This is a genomic window from Rhizobium sp. AG855, from assembly GCF_003610655.1.
Lineage (GTDB): Bacteria > Pseudomonadota > Alphaproteobacteria > Rhizobiales > Rhizobiaceae > Allorhizobium > Allorhizobium wuzhouense.
On record NZ_RAQG01000005.1, the window covers coordinates 220,193 to 237,960 of the forward strand.

At 60.2% G+C, this 17,768-nt stretch carries 15 protein-coding genes and 1 riboswitch; of the genes, 7 read left to right on the forward strand and 8 right to left on the reverse strand.

All coding sequences use genetic code 11. The features are described from left to right. Window positions 1–141 precede the first annotated feature (141 nt). From bcsN to DFO46_RS23970, 5 genes are all read right to left on the reverse strand, one after another. Window positions 142–966, reverse strand: a complete 825-nt coding sequence (gene bcsN, locus DFO46_RS20280) for a cellulose biosynthesis protein BcsN (RefSeq protein ID WP_120278819.1) — start codon at window positions 964–966, stop codon at window positions 142–144. Next, window positions 963–3,011: a hypothetical protein gene (locus tag DFO46_RS20285; protein ID WP_120278820.1), complete on the reverse strand. Its 2,049-nt coding sequence runs from the start codon at window positions 3,009–3,011 to the stop codon at window positions 963–965. The genes bcsN and DFO46_RS20285 overlap by 4 nt, the downstream gene beginning before the upstream one ends. Beyond that, entirely contained in the window at window positions 3,008–5,299 is a 2,292-nt protein-coding gene (locus DFO46_RS20290; protein WP_120278821.1) for a cellulose biosynthesis cyclic di-GMP-binding regulatory protein BcsB, read from the reverse strand. The genes DFO46_RS20285 and DFO46_RS20290 overlap by 4 nt, the downstream gene beginning before the upstream one ends. Then, a complete protein-coding gene (gene bcsA / locus DFO46_RS20295) occupies window positions 5,292–7,526 on the reverse strand; it encodes a UDP-forming cellulose synthase catalytic subunit (protein ID WP_245422665.1) in 2,235 nt (744 codons plus the stop codon). The genes DFO46_RS20290 and bcsA overlap by 8 nt, the downstream gene beginning before the upstream one ends. Before the next feature lie 377 nt (window positions 7,527–7,903). Continuing rightward, on the reverse strand, window positions 7,904–8,050 hold the full coding sequence (locus DFO46_RS23970) for a hypothetical protein (RefSeq protein WP_183041976.1): 147 nt from the start codon (window positions 8,048–8,050) through the stop codon (window positions 7,904–7,906). A 24-nt stretch (window positions 8,051–8,074) separates the two neighbouring features. On the opposite strand from DFO46_RS23970, the gene DFO46_RS20300 reads away from it, so the two are divergent. From DFO46_RS20300 to nrdF, 5 genes are all read left to right on the forward strand, one after another. Next, the gene (locus DFO46_RS20300; protein ID WP_120278823.1) at window positions 8,075–9,235 is read left to right on the forward strand and encodes a glycoside hydrolase family 5 protein; all 1,161 of its coding nucleotides are present in this window, start codon (window positions 8,075–8,077) and stop codon (window positions 9,233–9,235) included. Window positions 9,236–9,564: 329 nt separating this feature from the next. Beyond that, window positions 9,565–9,780: riboswitch (cobalamin riboswitch) on the forward strand. 240 nt (window positions 9,781–10,020) lie between these two features. Continuing rightward, window positions 10,021–10,242, forward strand: coding sequence for a glutaredoxin-like protein NrdH (gene nrdH, locus DFO46_RS20305; RefSeq protein ID WP_110792767.1), 222 nt, complete (start codon window positions 10,021–10,023; stop codon window positions 10,240–10,242). A gap of 12 nt (window positions 10,243–10,254) precedes the next feature. Further along, entirely contained in the window at window positions 10,255–10,653 is a 399-nt protein-coding gene (gene nrdI, locus DFO46_RS20310) for a class Ib ribonucleoside-diphosphate reductase assembly flavoprotein NrdI (protein WP_120278824.1), read from the forward strand. Further along, window positions 10,641–12,794, forward strand: coding sequence for a class 1b ribonucleoside-diphosphate reductase subunit alpha (gene nrdE, locus DFO46_RS20315; RefSeq protein WP_120278825.1), 2,154 nt, complete (start codon window positions 10,641–10,643; stop codon window positions 12,792–12,794). Before nrdI ends, nrdE begins: the two co-directional genes overlap by 13 nt. Before the next feature lie 17 nt (window positions 12,795–12,811). Continuing rightward, a complete protein-coding gene (gene nrdF, locus DFO46_RS20320) occupies window positions 12,812–13,801 on the forward strand; it encodes a class 1b ribonucleoside-diphosphate reductase subunit beta (protein WP_120278826.1) in 990 nt (329 codons plus the stop codon). 195 nt (window positions 13,802–13,996) lie between these two features. On the opposite strand, the gene DFO46_RS20325 is transcribed toward nrdF, so the two are convergent. After that, window positions 13,997–15,163 (reverse strand): ATP-binding protein, encoded by a 1,167-nt coding sequence (locus tag DFO46_RS20325; protein ID WP_120278827.1) that lies wholly within the window; start codon window positions 15,161–15,163, stop codon window positions 13,997–13,999. Beyond that, complete coding sequence (locus tag DFO46_RS20330) at window positions 15,160–15,852, reverse strand: response regulator (protein WP_110792772.1); 693 nt, start codon at window positions 15,850–15,852, stop codon at window positions 15,160–15,162. The genes DFO46_RS20325 and DFO46_RS20330 overlap by 4 nt, the downstream gene beginning before the upstream one ends. 299 nt (window positions 15,853–16,151) lie before the next feature. Here DFO46_RS20330 and DFO46_RS20335 point away from each other — a divergent pair, with 299 nt between their 5' ends. Together DFO46_RS20335 and DFO46_RS20340 are read left to right on the forward strand one after the other, a co-directional pair. Next, window positions 16,152–16,940 carry a phosphatase PAP2 family protein gene (locus tag DFO46_RS20335; protein ID WP_210210647.1) on the forward strand — a complete coding sequence of 263 codons (789 nt, stop codon included), beginning with the start codon at window positions 16,152–16,154 and terminating at the stop codon, window positions 16,938–16,940. Between the two features lie 43 nt (window positions 16,941–16,983). Beyond that, the gene (locus DFO46_RS20340) at window positions 16,984–17,226 is read left to right on the forward strand and encodes a hypothetical protein (protein ID WP_110792773.1); all 243 of its coding nucleotides are present in this window, start codon (window positions 16,984–16,986) and stop codon (window positions 17,224–17,226) included. On the opposite strand, the gene DFO46_RS23975 is transcribed toward DFO46_RS20340, so the two are convergent. Further along, window positions 17,223–17,432 carry a transposase gene (locus DFO46_RS23975; protein ID WP_348627762.1) on the reverse strand — a complete coding sequence of 70 codons (210 nt, stop codon included), beginning with the start codon at window positions 17,430–17,432 and terminating at the stop codon, window positions 17,223–17,225. The two genes, DFO46_RS20340 and DFO46_RS23975, sit on opposite strands and share 4 nt — an antisense overlap. Between the last annotated feature and the right edge of the window lie 336 nt (window positions 17,433–17,768).

Here is a 17,768-nt window from a genome sequence, read left to right on the forward strand (position 1 = left end):
TTCAAACAGTCGATTTTGACGTGCGTTCTGACAAATTCTCCACGTCCACTCCCGTTTAGGGGATCAGGGCCGCTGATCGACATCGTGCCAAAGACAAGGTTCCACGAGACACCCACGGGAGCGCCACATGTCCGGTCGTACTTACTGGGGTGGCTTTCGTGATATTGTGCTTGATGTGGCTGGTCCGATTGAAGGTTTCGGTATCCTGACGCGCGTTGTCGTAGTGATGTCTTGCTCGCTGCTCTTGGCCGCAGACATGTGCGCCTTCGGCAATGCCTCTGCGGTCTCACTATCGTTGGAATCCGGTTGGATGACCGAACCCGTGGTTACCACGGCGCCTGGATGGCCATAGGTTATAGCGTAGGCCGGGGCTGCTATCACCGGGCCTCGCAGCGACAAGCCGGTGAGGAGATTTGCAAGTACTTCCGGTCCAAGCGCCTGATGGCAGTAGCGCAGGCGAACGTCTGCCGGTTTGTTCCGCCCAAGCTTGGCGTCACGGTCGACGATCTGCCAGGCATAGACACAGCCACCCTTGTCGCCCAGCTTTCCGGTCGCTGCGCCGTACGAGCCATAGGCATTTTGGCGGATGACCTGATCGATGCTCATTGCGACGCCCGGGAACTCGCGTCGCAAAGCTTCGGTGATCTCGGATCGGTCCGGCCCTTTCCTGGGCGCAGATCTCGGGGCCGCTGAGGTCGATATCGTCAGAGTGTTCTCGCCGACAAGCGTAGTCGTGTTTGCCCAGACCAGAATTTGCCGTGTGACGCCATCTGTGGACGTTTGGCGCAGGCCGATCGGCATCTCGCTTACTCCGGTCAGTGAAGCGGATGCGAGATGGATCGGAAGCTCTCGGTTACCGGTCGCGTCGGGCACGCTACTCGTCATACCGTTGAGGAAGGGATCCTCGACGGTATTGCAGCCGTGCAGGCCAAGCAGTGCCAGGATCACAACGATGCTTCGCTTCACTGGCTGACCCCCATGCGTTCATTGATGGCTGCAATGCCCCTGGTGTTTGCCGGGTCGGCCATGACCTGATTGAGCTGGGCGAAGATTGCGCGCGACTGTGCGAGATTGCCGAGGTGGTAATGGCTCCAGGCGCGCATCTGGCTGATCCCGACGGCCTCCGGCATGATCTGAAGGCGAGCGTTTAGCGCTTCGAGCGTGACGCGGTACTGCTTCTGATCGAAGGCGGCACGTGCCCGCTGCCAGAGGAGCTCGGCGCGCAGTTCGCGGTCGCGCAGCGGCGTCAGGCTATGCTGCATCAGCAGGGCTTCGGCGTCGTCGGTCAGATTGGCGCGGAGCAGGGTGAGGCCAAGGCCGTAGGCGGCGTCATCCGCCTTGCCGCCACCGCCCGCGAGACCGACCGTGAAGGCCTGGCGTGCCTCTGCCAGATGATTGAGACCGAGAAGACACCAGCCCTTGGCCACCTGGGCATCAGGGCGCAAGGCTGTCTTGGATTCAAGCCGCCTCAGTTCGGAAACGCAGCCACCGTAGTCCTTCTTCTGCAGCCGCGAGAGATAGCCGGCCTGCACGCCTGCGGGGGCCGAGACCGATTTTCCGCTCCGTTCCCGCGGCTCGGCTGCGGATTTCAACTCGGCGAAAACCGTCTGATAGGCTTCGCCATATTTTTCACGCAGTTCGGCTAGGGCTTTCTTCTCGCCCAATCGCGTCAGCGTCAGGGCCAGCCCCTTCAGGCTGTCTGCCTCTGCCGTCCACTGGAAGGCCTTTGCGAACCAGGCGCGCGCCGGCTCGAACTGGCGCGAGTTATAGGCATACCAGCCGATGAGGCGGGCATGGTCTGAGGATTCCGTTTTCTGGATCGCTTCCGAATAGCGGGTTACGACACGCTCATCGATGTCGGTCTTGCCCTCGCCCTTGAAGGGGAAGGAGAGCTGATCGAGGAGGAAGGTATCCTCACCGGAAAGCACATCGAGATGTGCGGTCACAAATGTGTAGGCTTCCTCGTCCTTCGACTGGTGGGATAGACTGAGCGTCATGCCTCGAACGGCTTCCGGCGTTACCTTCTTCTGAAGCATGCGCTGGAAGAAGTTTGCCGCCTGATCCGGTTGCTCGATTTTCAACATGTACCAGCCCATGAGAGCGAGGTCTTCCGGTGCCTGCGTGGTCTCGGCGGCCGTCCTCACGGCGGCAATCACCTCGGGGCCCGGTTGCGGCGCGCCCGCAACACCGGAGGCGAAGTCGCCCAGTTCGCGGCGCATGAGATCAAGGCTCAGCGACCGCATCGAGAGGGCCAGCTCGGGGTCCGCAGAGAGCGCTCGGATCGCCGCGCGCAGATCGGCTGCCGGGATGTCCTCCATCGCCTTCTGCAGAGTGGTGAGCACCAGCTCATCGGAAAACGCCTTCTCCGCGGTCCGGAATAGGATACCGCGATAGACCGCCGTCAGCCCCTCCTGCATGTCGTTTGCCCTGTATGCGTCGAGCATCATCCAAAGGAGGTCGATCTCGGTTTCCTGGGCAGGATCGAGTTTTGCGCCGAGGCGAATGACGGTCACAAAGTCCTTTGCCTCGTTTGCCCGCGTCATGGCAAATCTCAGCTTGCGCCGCTCGAGCTTGCTGCGGAAATCCTCCGACGGCTCCCAGCCCGGATGGCTTGCGGCGATCCGGCTGATCTCCTGCTCGATTCCGGCATAATCATCGCGCTCGTAGAGCTGCCACAGAGTGGTCTCATCGACGTGGCCGCCGGCGTCGGGTGCATAGAGGTCGGCCGGGGGCGCGAAGCCCGGGAACTTCCGCTCCAGACGACGGGTCTCGGCTTCGACGCGTTCTGCCTCGCCATTGCGGGCATAGTAGTAGAGTGCTGCGAGATCGACCGTGTCGGGCGCCGGCGTCGTCTGGGTGTCTGCTTGGCCGGTTTTTGCGTCGCCCGAAGGCTGCGCTATGGCCAAGTTGACTTGCGGCACCCCTGGCGACGTCGCGCCAGCCGGCAAAGCGACGAACAGAATGGCGACGATGGTGCCGGCCAACAGCCTTGTGTTGATTGTCTTCGTCATTCGACTGTCCTCACGCCCTTGCGCGGTACAGCATAACCAACCCACCAGCCGAAGCCGCCCATCAGTGCGAGCACAAGGCCGACATAGATGATGAAGTTGTCGGAGAGCCAGGCGGCGGCGAGGCGTCTGAGATTGGCGGGGCTCGTATCGGTGATCGGAAAGAAGCTGTAGCTTTCGGGATAACGGTTCACAAGTTCGAGGTCCGAACGCCTTATCACGGCTTCCCCCCCTTCAATGGCCGTCCAGATTACCGGCTTCGTCAGCGCAGCGACGCCCTGCTGAAGCATGGTTTCATCGGCTGCGTTGACAAGGGTCCAGACGGCGGGGCTTTCGGCGGAGGCCACCTGTCTTAGACTGATCAGGCGGTCGCGCGGATCGATCGTGACGTCTTCACGGCCGATATCCTTGTAGTCCAGCCAGCGGTTGACGGTCGTTGACGCCCGCGCAGCCCAGTCCAAGACACGGCTCTTCAGTGACAGCTGGTCCTGTTCAAGCCGCGTTTCGATCTGGAAAGCATCAAGAAGCGCCTGTGAGTCCGACACGCCGTTGCCCGCCGTTACTGAGGCCGTGGTCAGGGGATCGGTCGACGAAGACGGCAGGCGATCCCCCTTATGGCCGGGAAGGGATGCGAGCTCGAGTGGCTCGCCGCCGGCGCCGATGATCAGGGCGTTGGTCGGCTGGCGCGGATCCGGCCGGCCGATCTTGAGTTCTGCCGGCAGGGGGTGACCCGCCGACATGGCAAGGCGCGTCAAAAGGGTCAGTGCAGAGCCCAGTTGTGCGGGGGTCGCCGTATCGACGTAGAGATCAAAGGCCGCAGAGCCCTTGAAGGGGAAGGAGGTGCCGGCAAAGGCTGCAAGGTCGGGAAGACGCCCGGCGCGGGCCAAAGGCGGTATCGTCACCGTGGTTTCTTCCAGCAGCAGGAAACGGGACCGTGCTTCGTCGCGCGCAGTCGGATCGCAGGCGAGATCGGAGGCAAGCGGCAACTCGGCCAGAACCCGAACATGGTTCACGCCGGGATGGAACGCGCGCAGGGGTAGCTTCAGCGGCTTGTCCTTGAGCGTCGTGCCCTCGGGATCGTAAAGCACCAGGCTGGCCACGGCACGTTCGTTGACCCGGACCAGCAACTGCGTTCCCGATGCGAGGCCAGGCGCAGTGGCAGCGTCCAGATTGAGATCGACCGTCGCATAGTCGCCCGGATAGAAATCGGAGGGCATCAAGACATCGAAGCTCGTCTGAAAAAGACGGCCGGCGAAAGGCATTGTTTGATAGCCTATGCTCGACAGCGTGTGTCTGCCGGGGATCTCGCCATCGATCCGCGTCTCTGTCATCGCGCGCTTGTTCGAGCGGATCAGCGGAAGCAGGGGACCGTTGACGGCAGCAAGCAGGAGTGACTGAAGCTCGCTCTTGTTCGAACCACGCATGGTGACCATGTAGCGGCCGTTTTCGCCCTGTCGGACAAAGAGGCCACGCGGAGCGGTGGCAAGAGCATCGCGGGCGGGTTGCGGAAGTTTCACGTCCGAGGGGTCGCCCAGATAGAGATCGATGCCCGGTCCGCTGCCTCCAGCATCGCCGATGCTGACGTTCAGGTCTTCACGACCGAGCACCAGCGCCAGGGTCTGCACGAGTGGCAGGCTGTCGCGAAGGGGCGTCTGGCTCGCATCACTTCCTGCAACGACGCGGATTTCCGTGGCGCCGTCACCATTTCGGCCAACCGACAGAAGGCTTGCAAGGTCGCCGTCTTTCGGGCGTGCGCTGGTCAGGAAACCGCTGACCAGTGGATCGACCTGCGTCCACAATTCGTAAGTCGCCTGCACGCTGCAATCGATGCGGTGGTGTTGTCTTGCCCGCAGACGGACCTGGTTCCAGCCGACGGTCAGATCCTTGGCTGCGACCGGAATGTCGTGGGTGGCCGGTCCATTCGGCGAGCGGATCGGGAAGGCCGCGAGAGACTTGCCGTTCAGTTCGACGTCCAGGACGGCGTCATCGGGCATTACCGAAACAGCGTTGGTATAGCTCAGTCTGAGCAGGCCAGCTGTCGTCACCTGATCCGCCGAGAGATAGAAGGTGAGTTCTCTCGATGCATCTTCGCCTTCAAGACGCATGGCAGTTGCCGTCTGGTTGAAAGCGACCAGCTGGCGGGCGAGATCCGGACCGGCCTGAACGGTGGTTTCCACACTCGTGGTCCCAAGATCTGCCGGGACGAAGTCGCCACCACGCGAGGCGCTTGCCGACAGGCAAATGAGGAACGCGGCTCCAGACAGCCGGTGCAACATGTCTCGATTACGCATAGGCCGATCCTCTGACAGCTGCCGGATAAGTCGGGCCTGGGTCTGAGGCGCTGCCTGCAGGCCTGACGATCAACGGTGCGTCGGGATGCGAGATTTCCGTCGTTTCGCGGACCAGACGCAAAGCATAGGTGAAGCCACGCAGTGTCTCGGTGATCGTCCAGAGGGCAAAGCGGAAGGTGCCGGTGAAGAAGCCCCTGTGCGTCTGCACACGGTTCCAACGATCCTGGAGCGGCTGCTGTTCGCAATACATCATTTCGGCAATCGCAACGAAGGTTTCGGGTGTGCGCTCGGCGAAGGCAAAGCCAAAGCTCGTCTCGTCCTGCCGGTGAAGCATGCTGCGGCTGACCAGCGGGACTCGCATGCCACGGCCGTGGCGCCGGATCTCGATGACGGCCTCTTCGCCTTTCTCCAGCCCGTTAACAGGTTCGCCGTCGATGAACTGCAGCGCAAGACCACCACTCGACACGTCCGCAATGATGACGGCGTGGCTTGTGCCGCCGGCATGCAGAATCGCGTGACGGCGAACGCTGAGGCGCTGGTTGCGCCGACGCTCGCGCCGTTCCGAGACGGAACCGAGGGCAGCGCCCGCAATACCCATATTGATGATGTTCCAGCCGGCCACGATCAGCAGCAGTTCGGAGGGCATCGCTTCCGTCGTGTAACGCCAGATCGCATAGCAGGTGGCGGCAAAGAGCAGGAAGAAGATCAGGAAGTAGGGCCGCGCCAGCGGCGAGAGCTTGCTTTCATCGAGTGTCTGGCCCTTCGACGTGACATTGAAAGTCGGCTTGCGCGGGTTCTTGACGACGCTCAGGATCGCGCCGAAGAGCATCACCGACTGCACATATTCATAGAGCTCGGAGACCCAGGGCCAACGCACGCGCCCGAAGAGGTAGCTCTGCATGGCGAAGGACGAGATGAGATACGTCACCGAGTAGCAGATGAATTCGGTGATATTGGCTTCGAAGATCTGCAGCGAAAAGAAAATGTAGAGGAGCGGCGAGAACATGAAGGTCAGCCGCGTCAGCGGGAAGAGCCAGAAGAGGTTCGTGCCGGCGTAGCAGATACGCTGCGCCGCCGAGAGGCCAGGCTGGAGGAAGGGGCGGTTCAGCGTCAGGATCTGCAGCATGCCCTGGGCCCAGCGAACACGCTGGCCGATGAACGACACGAGCGTTTCAGGCTGCAGCCCTGCGATCAGCGGTTTGTCGACATAGAGGCTGTGCCAGCCGCGGCAGTGAAGGGCCAGCGCGCTTTCGCAGTCCTCGGTGATCGACTGGCCCGAGAAGCCGTCGGTTTCCTTGAGAGCCTTGCGGCGCAGAACGGCCGCCGAGCCGCAGAAGAAGGAGGCATTCCATTTGTCCAGGCCACGCTGGACAACGGAGTAGAACATCTCGTTTTCCGACGGCATCTTGCCGAAGGTCTGCAGGTTCTTTTCCAGCGGATCCGGATTGAGGAAGTAGTGCGGCGTCTGGACGAGGAAGAGCTTCTCGTCGTTTTTGAAGTGGCCCACCGTCTCGTTGAGAAATTCGCGCACAGGCGCATGGTCGGCATCGAAGACGACCACAAGCTCGCTCTTCGAAATCGCAAGGCCCGCGTTCAGATTGCCGGCTTTGGCATGGCTGTTTTCCGCACGGGCATGATAGCGGACGCCAAGTGCTGCCGATAGCGCCTGCAATTCCTCGCGGCGACGACGGGCAGCGATCGCGGCGCGTGGATCCGACTGGCTGCACTTGGCATCTGTGCCGCCGTCATCGAGCAGATAGACCGTCAGTTTGTCGGCCGGATAGTTCATCGACTTGGCAGCGGCCAGCGTCAGCGCCAGGAGATCAGCCGACTCGTTGTAGGACGGGACGAAGACATCGACGGTCGGCTTGTCGTCGTCGGCAAGCTGCGGCGCCGGCTTGCGCTGCAGCGGATCCGCGACGATGAAGAAATTGATTGCCAGCATGATCAGGCAATACATTTCCGCTGCATAGAGGATGATGCCCGGGATGAAGTTCCAGGGCTCGTTGATGTCGGGAAGTGTCTCTGTCGTACGCCAGAACGCATAGCGCAGGGCGAGCACGGCAGAGAACACGAAAGTCATCAGGCGGAATGTCTTGTTCTGCGGACGCATCATGAACAGGAGCATCAGAGCCAGAACGGCCAGGCTGAGCACCAGTTGCGCCTGGAGGCTGATCGGCAGCCACAGCAGAAACACACCAAAAAGGCCCGCAATGATTGCAGGCAACGCAGCACACCTCATGTGCAGAACCCCATCTTTCATTCACCCGCAGATTCATCTGCGGTGACCCCCCAAAAGGAATGGCCGGAAATTAGGGGTGATTTATTAGCAAATTGCTAAGAGATGGCGTGGGTTCAGGCGCCTCAAGCCAATCGCAGGTGATTGCCGGGTTTTCCTAAGTATTTGTGATGAAAGGGATTTTCAATCTGGAAACTTCACATATTCCGCATATGTAAAGGACTCGCTTCCTAAGCCTGATCTAATGAAGATGGTTACCATATCGTGAAGTTTAGTCCCATGGAGAGTAGACCCGTGCCATTTAGGGTCACTGGGTATCCAAACAGACTACGCCTCGCTGTGCGATCTGTCTGTTGCATCGTTCTTCAGACGCGCCAGTTGCGATCGCTGCCCCAAAACGCCACATAGCCCCAAAAATTGGGAAATCGGCACTGGATGGCAGGAATGGTATCGGTGGACAGGACGTTGCCGCCGCTGTTGGAAGCGGTCTGCTTGCGAGGAATGAACGCCATTCCAACTTTCCGAATTCCAAAATCATGTCGATTGCCGGTTGCTTGAAGCCTTTTCCGATGCGTCTTAGGGTCAACTGCGCAATGCACCCATGTGGAGGCGGGCGGCAGGAGGGTCGTGATTACATGAATGATGTTTGGCGAACGGCTTTGTTGGCGCTTTTCATGGCGGGGCAGTTGGTTGACAGCGTTTCCGCCGCCGAGGGAACATGCCTTCGTGGTGTCAACCTTGCCGGAGCTGAATTCGGTCCGCTTCCGGGCACGTTTGGCAAAGACTATATCTACCCCTCTGTCGAAACGGTCGACTATTTTGCGTCAAAGGGTTTCAACACCGTCCGGCTTCCCTTCCTCTGGGAACGTCTTCAGCCGTCGCTGTTCGGGGACTTCGCACCCGATGAGGTGAAACGGCTGCACGAGACTGTTCTCTATATGCGCAACAAGGGTATCTCGGTGATACTCGACCCGCACAATTATGCGCGCTATCAAGGTCAGCTGATTGGTTCGCCGGATGTTCCGTCCGGGGCTTTCGTCGATTTCTGGCAGCGGCTCGCGCAGGAATTCGGACAGGATCCTGGCGTCATCTTTGCGCTGATGAACGAGCCCCACGATATTTCAGCGGTGAGTTGGCTGGGCATTGCGAACGAGGCGATCGCCGGCATACGCACCGTCTCGACCCGCAATCTGGTGATGGTTCCGGGTACGGCATGGACCGGCGCGCACAGTTGGTCTGCCGATTGGTATGGAGGCTCGAACGCCTCCGTGATGGCGGGTGTGCGAGATCCGGCCAACCATTTTGCCTACGAGTTTCATCAGTATTTCGATGAGGATTTCTCCGGGAAGAAAGACAGTTGCCTACGGTCTGAAGAGGCTGTTGCCTCGATCGGCAAGATTGCCAACTGGTTGCGAGCCAACCGAGCCAAGGGCTTTCTCGGCGAGTTTGGTGTCACGGGAGATCGATCCTGCATTGCCGCCGCCGCCGCCATGACGGAGGCGGTTGACGCCAACCGGGATGTGATGATCGGCTGGGCCTACTGGGCGGGCGGCGACTGGTGGCCGAAGGAGGAAGCACTCAACATCCAGCCGGTCGACGGTATGGATCGACCTCAATTGGCCGGGCTCTCTGCCGCGCTCGCAAGGCCGATGCCAAGCAGCAAGTGTAACATTCCGGACCGATCTTTCGGCGGGTGACGTCTTCTGTCGGCTGGAATTTGTCGAGGCTCTGCCCGGGCATGACCATGCGACGGCGAAGCCAGTAATGGCTGGTCTCATTCCCAGCGACGCCGATCTGGGCTGGTCGCCGCTCGCAGACAGTCGAGGTCTGGGTGTATGGGGCGAACCTCTATGACAGTCGAGGTTGAGCTCTGGACGGAAACACTGCTGGACGGAGAGCGCTGCCAGACCGAGCAGGGGCGCTTCGTCATGGTGGCCATCGACGAGGATCAGCGGCCATCACCAGTTATCCCCGATGGATTTGACGCAGGCTCATCATAGCCGTTGACGAGGATTTAACCTCGTATACCATATGTTGTGTTCGAGGTTCCCTTCGATTCGATTCGGATCATGGGCTAAGACGGGAATTCGGTAGCGGACATGATGTTCGTGAAGCCGAGGCTGCCCCCGCAACTGTGAACGGCGAGTGCCTGCTCCCTCATGCCACTGGGGTTTCCCCGGGAAGGCGGAGAAGGTGTGACGACCCGTGAGCCAGGAGACCTGCCTTGATCGAAACGTCCGCCGGCGGGGTGTCCGGCAGGGTGCGGTTGATTGCGTCCTGGTGAAGCCGGGCGTGCGCCGTTCTCGCTCCCCGTCATATCGTCAGCTTCGGGGTGAAGGCCATGAACATGTCATTCAAGATCGTCTCCGGTCCGTAGTCGTTTCGACTGCGGTAATTTTCCTGTCCCGTTCAATTTCAATCTCTGCTCCGGACCGAGCTCGATCCGGAACGACTTTCTGCGCCCATTCGTCACGAGGAACCCATGTCCATTACCGTCTACTCCAAGCCTGCCTGCGTCCAGTGCAACGCCACCACCCGTGCCCTCGACCGGCAGGGGATCGACTACACCGTCATCGATGTCTCCGAGGATGCGCAGGCCTTCGCGCTGGTGCGGGATCTCGGCTACCGTCAGGTGCCTGTCGTGGTGGCCGGCGAGCGGCATTGGGCGGGCTTCCGTCCGGACATGATCAGCGCGCTTGCCTGAAGGTCCGGCGCCGTGGGCGGCCTCGTCTATTTCTCCAGCACATCGGAAAATACCCGCCGCTTCGTCGAGAAGCTCGGGATCGAGGCCCTGCGCCTGCCGATCGCGCCGGGCGACGCGCCGCCGCCGGTCGCTGAGCCCTATGTCCTGGTCACGCCCACCTATGGCGGCGGCGAGGACAAGGGCGCGGTGCCGAAGCCGGTCATCCGCTTTCTCAACGATCCGGGCAATCGAAGCCTGATCCGCGGCGTGATCGCCGCAGGCAACACCAATTTTGGCGCGGCTTTCGGGCGCGCCGGCAAGATCATCGCCGACAAATGCGGCGTGCCGCTTCTCTACCGGTTCGAGCTTCTCGGCACGGATGAGGACGTCGCCCGTGTCACAGCAGGACTGGAACGATTTTGGAAACGCTAGAACTCGAAAGACCGGCCAAGGCCGCAGCACCTCAGCTGGATTACCACGCGCTCAACGCCATGCTGAACCTCTATGACGAGGACGGCCACATCCAGTTCGACAAGGACCGGCAGGCGGCCAAGCAATATTTCCTCCAGCACGTCAACCAGAACACGGTCTTCTTCCATAACCTGCGGGAAAAGCTCGATTATCTGGTGACGGAAGGCTATTACGAGCGCGAGGTTCTGGACCAGTATGCGTTCAATTTCGTGCGCGATCTCTTCGACGCGGCCTATGCAAGGAAGTTCCGATTCCCGACCTTTCTCGGCGCGTTCAAGTATTACACGTCCTATACGCTGAAGACCTTCGACGGAAAGCGCTATCTGGAGCGCTACGAGGATCGCGTCTGCATGGTGGCGCTGACGCTGGCGCGCGGCAACGAGGCGCTCGCCCGCGATCTCGTCGACGAGATCATTTCCGGCCGTTTCCAGCCGGCAACGCCGACCTTCCTCAATGCCGGCAAGAAACAGCGCGGCGAACTCGTGTCCTGCTTCCTGCTGCGCATCGAGGACAATATGGAAAGCATCGGCCGCTCGATCAATTCGGCGCTGCAGCTTTCCAAGCGCGGCGGCGGCGTCGCGCTTTCGCTGACCAATCTGCGCGAGATGGGCGCGCCGATCAAGCAGATCGAGAACCAGTCCTCCGGCGTCATTCCGGTGATGAAGCTTCTGGAAGACGCCTTTTCCTATGCCAACCAGCTCGGCGCGCGGCAGGGCGCGGGCGCGGTCTATCTCCATGCCCACCACCCGGACATCATGCGTTTCCTCGACACCAAGCGCGAGAATGCGGATGAGAAGGTCCGCATCAAGACGCTGTCGCTCGGCGTCGTCATTCCCGACATCACCTTCGAACTCGCGAAGAACAACGAGGACATGTATCTCTTCTCGCCGCATGACGTGGAGCGCGTCTATGGCGTGGCCTTCAGCGAGATTTCGGTGACGGAGAAATATCGCGAGATGGTCGCTGATGCCCGCATTGCCAAGAAGAAGATCAAGGCGCGCGATTTCTTCCAGGTGATTGCCGAAATCCAGTTCGAGAGCGGCTATCCCTACATCATGTTCGAGGACACGGTGAACCGCGCAAACCCGATTGCCGGCCGCATCTCGATGAGCAATCTCTGCTCCGAAATCCTGCAGGTGAGCGAGCCGAGCCAGTTCAACGAGGATCTGTCCTATGCTGAGATGGGCAAGGATATTTCCTGCAATCTCGGCTCCCTGAACATCGCCGCCGCGATGGATTCAGCCGATTTCGGCAAGACCATCGAGATTTCGATCCGGGCGCTGACCGCCGTCTCCGAAATGAGCAACATCGCCTCCGTGCCCTCCGTCGCCAGGGGCAATGACGACAGCCACGCCATCGGTCTCGGCCAGATGAACCTGCATGGCTATCTCGCCCGTGAGCGTATCTTCTACGGTTCGGAAGAAGGCATCGATTTCACCAATATCTATTTCTACACCGTGACCTATCACGCGCTGAAGGCGTCGAACCGGCTGGCGGTGGAGAAGGGCGGGAGCTTCAAGGGCTTCGAACACTCGAAATATGCGACCGGAGCGTATTTCGACAAATATACCGAACGCGCCTGGGCGCCGGCGACCGAAAAGGTCGCGGACCTGTTCGACAAGGCGGGCATTCATATTCCGACGCAAGCGGACTGGCTGGAGCTGAAGGCCGCCGTCATGGCCGGCGGGCTCTATAACCAGAACCTCCAGGCCGTGCCGCCGACGGGGTCGATCTCCTATATCAACCACTCGACCTCCTCGATCCATCCGATCGTTTCCAAGATCGAGATCCGCAAGGAAGGCAAGATCGGCCGCGTCTATTACCCGGCGGCCTATCTGACCAACGACAATCTCGACTACTATCAGGATGCCTATGAGATCGGGCCGGAAAAGATCATCGACACCTATGCGGCGGCCACCCAGCATGTCGATCAGGGCCTGTCGCTGACGCTGTTCTTCCGGGATACGGCCACGACCCGCGACATCAACCGGGCGCAGATCCATGCCTGGAAGAAGGGCATCAAGACCATCTATTACATCCGCCTTCGCCAGATGGCGCTGACCGGCACGGAAGTGCAGGGCTGCGTTTCCTGCGCATTGTGACCGCAAGGACCGATCCCATGAACATTCAGACGAAACCCCGGCCCGCCCGGCCGCTCGGCGGCATCCGCGCCATCAACTGGAACCGGATCGAGGACGACAAGGACCTTGAGGTCTGGAACCGCCTGACCTCGAATTTCTGGCTGCCGGAAAAGGTGCCGCTGTCGAACGACATTCCCTCCTGGGCGACCTTGCGGCCCGAGGAACAGACGCTCACCATCCGCGTCTTCACCGGACTGACGCTGCTCGACACGATCCAGAACGGGGTCGGCGCCATCAGGCTCATGGCCGATGTGCAGACCGCGCATGAAGAGGCCGTGCTCTCCAACATTTCCTTCATGGAGGCGGTGCATGCGCGCTCCTATTCCTCGATCTTCTCCACGCTCTGCCTGACGCCGGACGTGGACGACGCCTATCGCTGGTCGGAGGAAAACGAGTTCCTGCAGCGCAAATCCGCGCTGATCATGGAACAGTATGACGGCGGCGATCCGCTCAAGAAGAAGATCGCCTCGGTCTTCCTCGAAAGCTTCCTCTTCTATTCCGGCTTCTATCTGCCGATGTACTGGTCGAGCCGGGCCAAGCTCACCAACACCGCCGACCTGATCCGGCTCATCATCCGCGACGAGGCGGTGCATGGCTATTATATAGGCTACAAGTTGCAACGCGCGCTCGACCGCGAGCCGGAGGCGCGCAAACAGGAGATCAAGGACTTCGCCTTCGACCTGATCCTCGAACTCTACGACAACGAGGCGCGCTACACGGAAGACCTCTATGACGGCGTCGGCCTCACCGAGGATGTGAAGAAATTCCTGCATTACAACGCCAACAAGGCGCTGATGAACCTCGGCTACGAGGCGCTCTTCCCGCCGGACGCCTGCAAGGTCAATCCGGCGATCCTCTCCGCGCTTTCGCCCAATGCCGACGAGAACCACGACTTCTTCTCGGGCTCCGGCTCCTCCTATGTTATCGGCAAGGCGGTGGCGACCGAGGACGAGGACTGGGATTTCTGAAGAGCATGGTCGGACGTGTTTGATTACATCGAGCGCTTTTACAATCCAAAATGTCGCCATTCGACACTGGGCTATGTCATCCCTATGCAGTTTGAAGACACGGTGGGATTAGCCCAACTCGGTGTGCGAAAACCGGCAGCAGGCCAGGCTCTGTAAAAGCCCGCATCTCGCCCGCAGCGATAGCGTTCCCGGCATTTACGCAGGGCAAAGACGGATCGCAACCATCGCGCCTCCTTCGGGTCGGTTGGAGAACGTGAGTTGCCCGTTGTGGGCCAGCGCGATCGCCTTGACCACGGAGAGCCCGAGCCCGGTGCCGCCGGTGGCACGCGATCTGGAAGAGTCGCCACGCCAGAAGGGGTTGACGGCCACTGCGTCCATGTCTTCCGGAAAGCCGGGGCCGCGATCAAGGATGCGGATCACCACGCTGCCATCGTCAAGACGTTCTGTTTCGCAGCGCAGCCGGCCGCCGCCTGCGGCATAGCGCCTGACATTTTCCAGAAGTGCCAACACGGCCTGCCGGACGCGTTGTGGGTCCGCGGCGATTTCCGCTGGAGCGAGTGCGGTTTCGACTGCAAGACCGCTTTCCTCCAGCATCGGCCGAGCGGCAGCAACCACGGCAGCGACGACTTCTGCCATGTCCAGCATTTGCCGTTGCATCACCAGCTGATGGCCGATCGCCAGCGACAGGGTCCGCAGGTCTTCAACAATGCGGCCCAGCCCCTCGACCTGCAGGAGAAGATCGGAAACGTGTCTCGGCTCCAGGGCGAACACGCCGTCGATCATGCCCTGCAAACCGCCCTGCAGGATTGTCAGTGGCGTGCGCAACTCGTGCGCGATCGCCATATTGTTGAAACGCAGCCGCTTTTCCATCGTGTCGAGGCTGACGGCGAGAGCATTGAAGGTTTGCACGAGGCTTGCCACTTCCCGTGTGCTGCCAGTCGGTGCCACTACACGGGCGGAGAAGTCACCGGACTGCAGCGTTTTCGCCGCTGCCGTCAGATCTTCGAGAGGGGAGGCGATGCGTCTGGCGAGATAGATGCCGATGATAGCGCAGGCGGTTGCCGAGATCAGGCCGCAGACGAGGGCAGAAAGCCGGATCCTCACATCTGCCTGCGCGTCCTGCTCATTCATGTAGTCAATGAGTGCTCTGACGGAGGCGCCGTCTGAAGACTGTCCTTCTTTCAGTAACCTGTAGGCCAAGGCTGCCTGCGGTGGCATGCTGGTGGTCATGCTTTCGTCGAGATAGGACGAGTACCAGGTGACGCCGACGTAAGCGAGGCCGACGCTTAGCAGAAGCATGGTGGCGATGACGATGGCAGTCACTGTGGCCAGCGACGGGCTCAGTCGATTTGGCCGGCTCATTGCGGATCACTGAGACGGTACCCGATGCCCCGTACGGCGGGGAAAAAACCGGTTTGCCCCAGTTCTTCCATCTTGCGCCGCAGATTGGATATATGGGTATCCACGGTGCGCACAAGTGCGTCGCTTTCCGGGAGGCAAGCATCTAGAATATCGGCACGTCCGAAGGCTTGTGTGGGGTGGCGGATCATGTGGGCGAGAATCCGGAACTCGCTCAGCGTTAAAGTCAGCGGGATGCGCTTGCCGCCCTTGTGGACCAGCACCGAATAGTTGCCGAAATCCACTTCGATGTCGCGGAAACGCCGCACTGCCTCTTTGTGTTCGCCGAGGGTGCGCCGCAGAACTGCCTTGACGCGTGCCACGACTTCCTGCGGGTTGAAAGGCTTGACGATATAGTCGTCTGCGCCGAGATGCAGGCCGCTCAACCGGTCGAGGTCGTCGGCAAGCGCCGTGACCATGATCACGGGCGTCGTGCTGCTCTGTCGAAGGCGGGCGAGCACGGCGAAGCCATCCACCTTTGGAATGCCTGCATCCAGGAGAACGATATCCGGCTTCAATTGCGCGTGATGTTGAAGCGCGATTTCTCCATCAGATGCCTGAACCGTGCGAAACCTGTCACGCCTCAGGTATCCGTCGAGAATCCGAGCGATCGCCGGTTCATCTTCAACGATCAGAACGAGATTGTTTTCCACTTTGTCTCCTGGTCGCCACTTGCGTTGAATGCGGTCGAAACCGCGCCTGGACTATGAGCGAAAACAAAGACTTGCGCAATTCCAAACGGCTTGAAAAAGGTGCCGTGAGGGAGAGGCGGACACGACCTTCACCAGTTCTTCGTCGTTTCTTGACAATCCGATTTCAAGTTTTCCGCATTCACAGGCCCTGAGGTCAATTCGACATCCGGGCTGCTCTATTTTTCTGACCGAAACGCATCGTGCCTGCGGAGGCTTTCGCTTGTCGTGCGCCACGGTGGGAGTGCTTTGGGGAGAACGGCATGCAGAAAATCGCTTTGGAGGCCCCGGTTCAGACCCCATCCGCGACGTGGCGTGGCGCTTCGCAGCCGTTGGTCGACAAGGTGGTGTTTTGGCTTGCGGCCACCACTGTCGGCACAAGCTTCGTTTTCATGGTCTTTCCGATGATCGATCAGACAGTAGCGCGCTGGTTTGCGAAAGGCGGAACCTTCTTCCTATCTGATCATCCCTTCCTCAAGGCGGTTAGGGACCTCAGCCGGCAGAGCTTGTACTGCATCATTATTGCGATGGTGGTTCTCATTTGTCTCCACTTTGTACTCCCCAGACGCCGCTGGTTCTGCCAACCGCACAAGCCGCTCTTTGTTCTCCTCAGCTTCATGGTTGGCCCGGTCGCGATCGTCGAGGCACTGAAAGCGCTAATTGGGCGAGCCCGCCCCCGGGATTTGCTCGAGTTCGGCGGCTATGCGGATTTCACCCCCGTTTGGCAATTCGCGGCGGCCTGCACGCGCAACTGCTCCTTCCCGTCCGGAGAGGCGGCTGGAGCAGCAGCGGCCCTGTCGCTCGTGGTTCTCGTCGCATCACCTTATCGTGCCGTCGTCGCTGCAATCACAGCGCCCTGCCTTGCCTTCATCGCTTTCAATCGGGTGCTGTTCGGCGCGCATTTCCTCTCCGACGTGATGCTTGGCTGGCTCATCACGCTTCTGGCAATGGCGCTGATTTGGGGATGTGTTGAGGGGCGTTCAGCTGCCATTGACGACTTCTTTGCCAGAGACAGACCGTCTCATCCGAGTGCTGGAGCAGGCCAACCTTGAAACCCAAACGACCCGAAACAATTCAATCAGGAAAGACGACGCCATGAGCACAATCATCATCGAAAAATTCGTCGACGGAATCTGCGTCGAAGAACTGCAGGTTCCTGCGGGGCCAGTGCAGTTTCTAGCCGGTCTCCTGCCTCGCAAAGCGCGCGAAGAATTGCTGCGTCATGGGCTTGATATTGAAGGTCTGCTGAAAGATCCGGCTGCATTCGACACGCCACAATGGCTGGACGTCGAGGAAAAGCAGGTCGCCAAGCGCGTTCGAATTTCGCGTCGCGATTAGGCAAGAAACGGCTTCTCACCGCTCGAATTCCGTTTCGGCACCAAGCCGGGCCAAGTGGCAAAATCGCGCCGACTTCGGAAATTCACCGTTGTGGGCGCGAAAGCCTCAACGGCCATGGCCGTAGTCATGTCGATCTCTGGCATGGATAACCCTGCTGTCCGGATGCAGTCAGACAGCCCAACAAGCGTCGATGCGGGCCCCGTCATAAAGTCAGACGTTGGAGACCCGAACGGGCTGTACTCGGAGCGCAGCACCAGGCAGGCTCGATACCCGCTGTGATGTGCCCCTTCTTGGTTACAGCGGCTTTAGCAACATCTAGGTTGTAACTGCGCGGAGACAGTTGTGACGCCAAGGCATCGCCGCCTTACATGCTGCGGCCCCCACTCATTTTCGATCGGCTTCAAAAGCGGACCGATCATCAAGTGCATGAAGGCGGCTTTAAAACCGCTGTTGGAATACCCCTTGCGAGGTGCGCGCATGCGAATGTCGGACGCAGGGCGATGCCATCGTGTGTGAGGTTGCTACCGCTGTCTCAGGTCAGT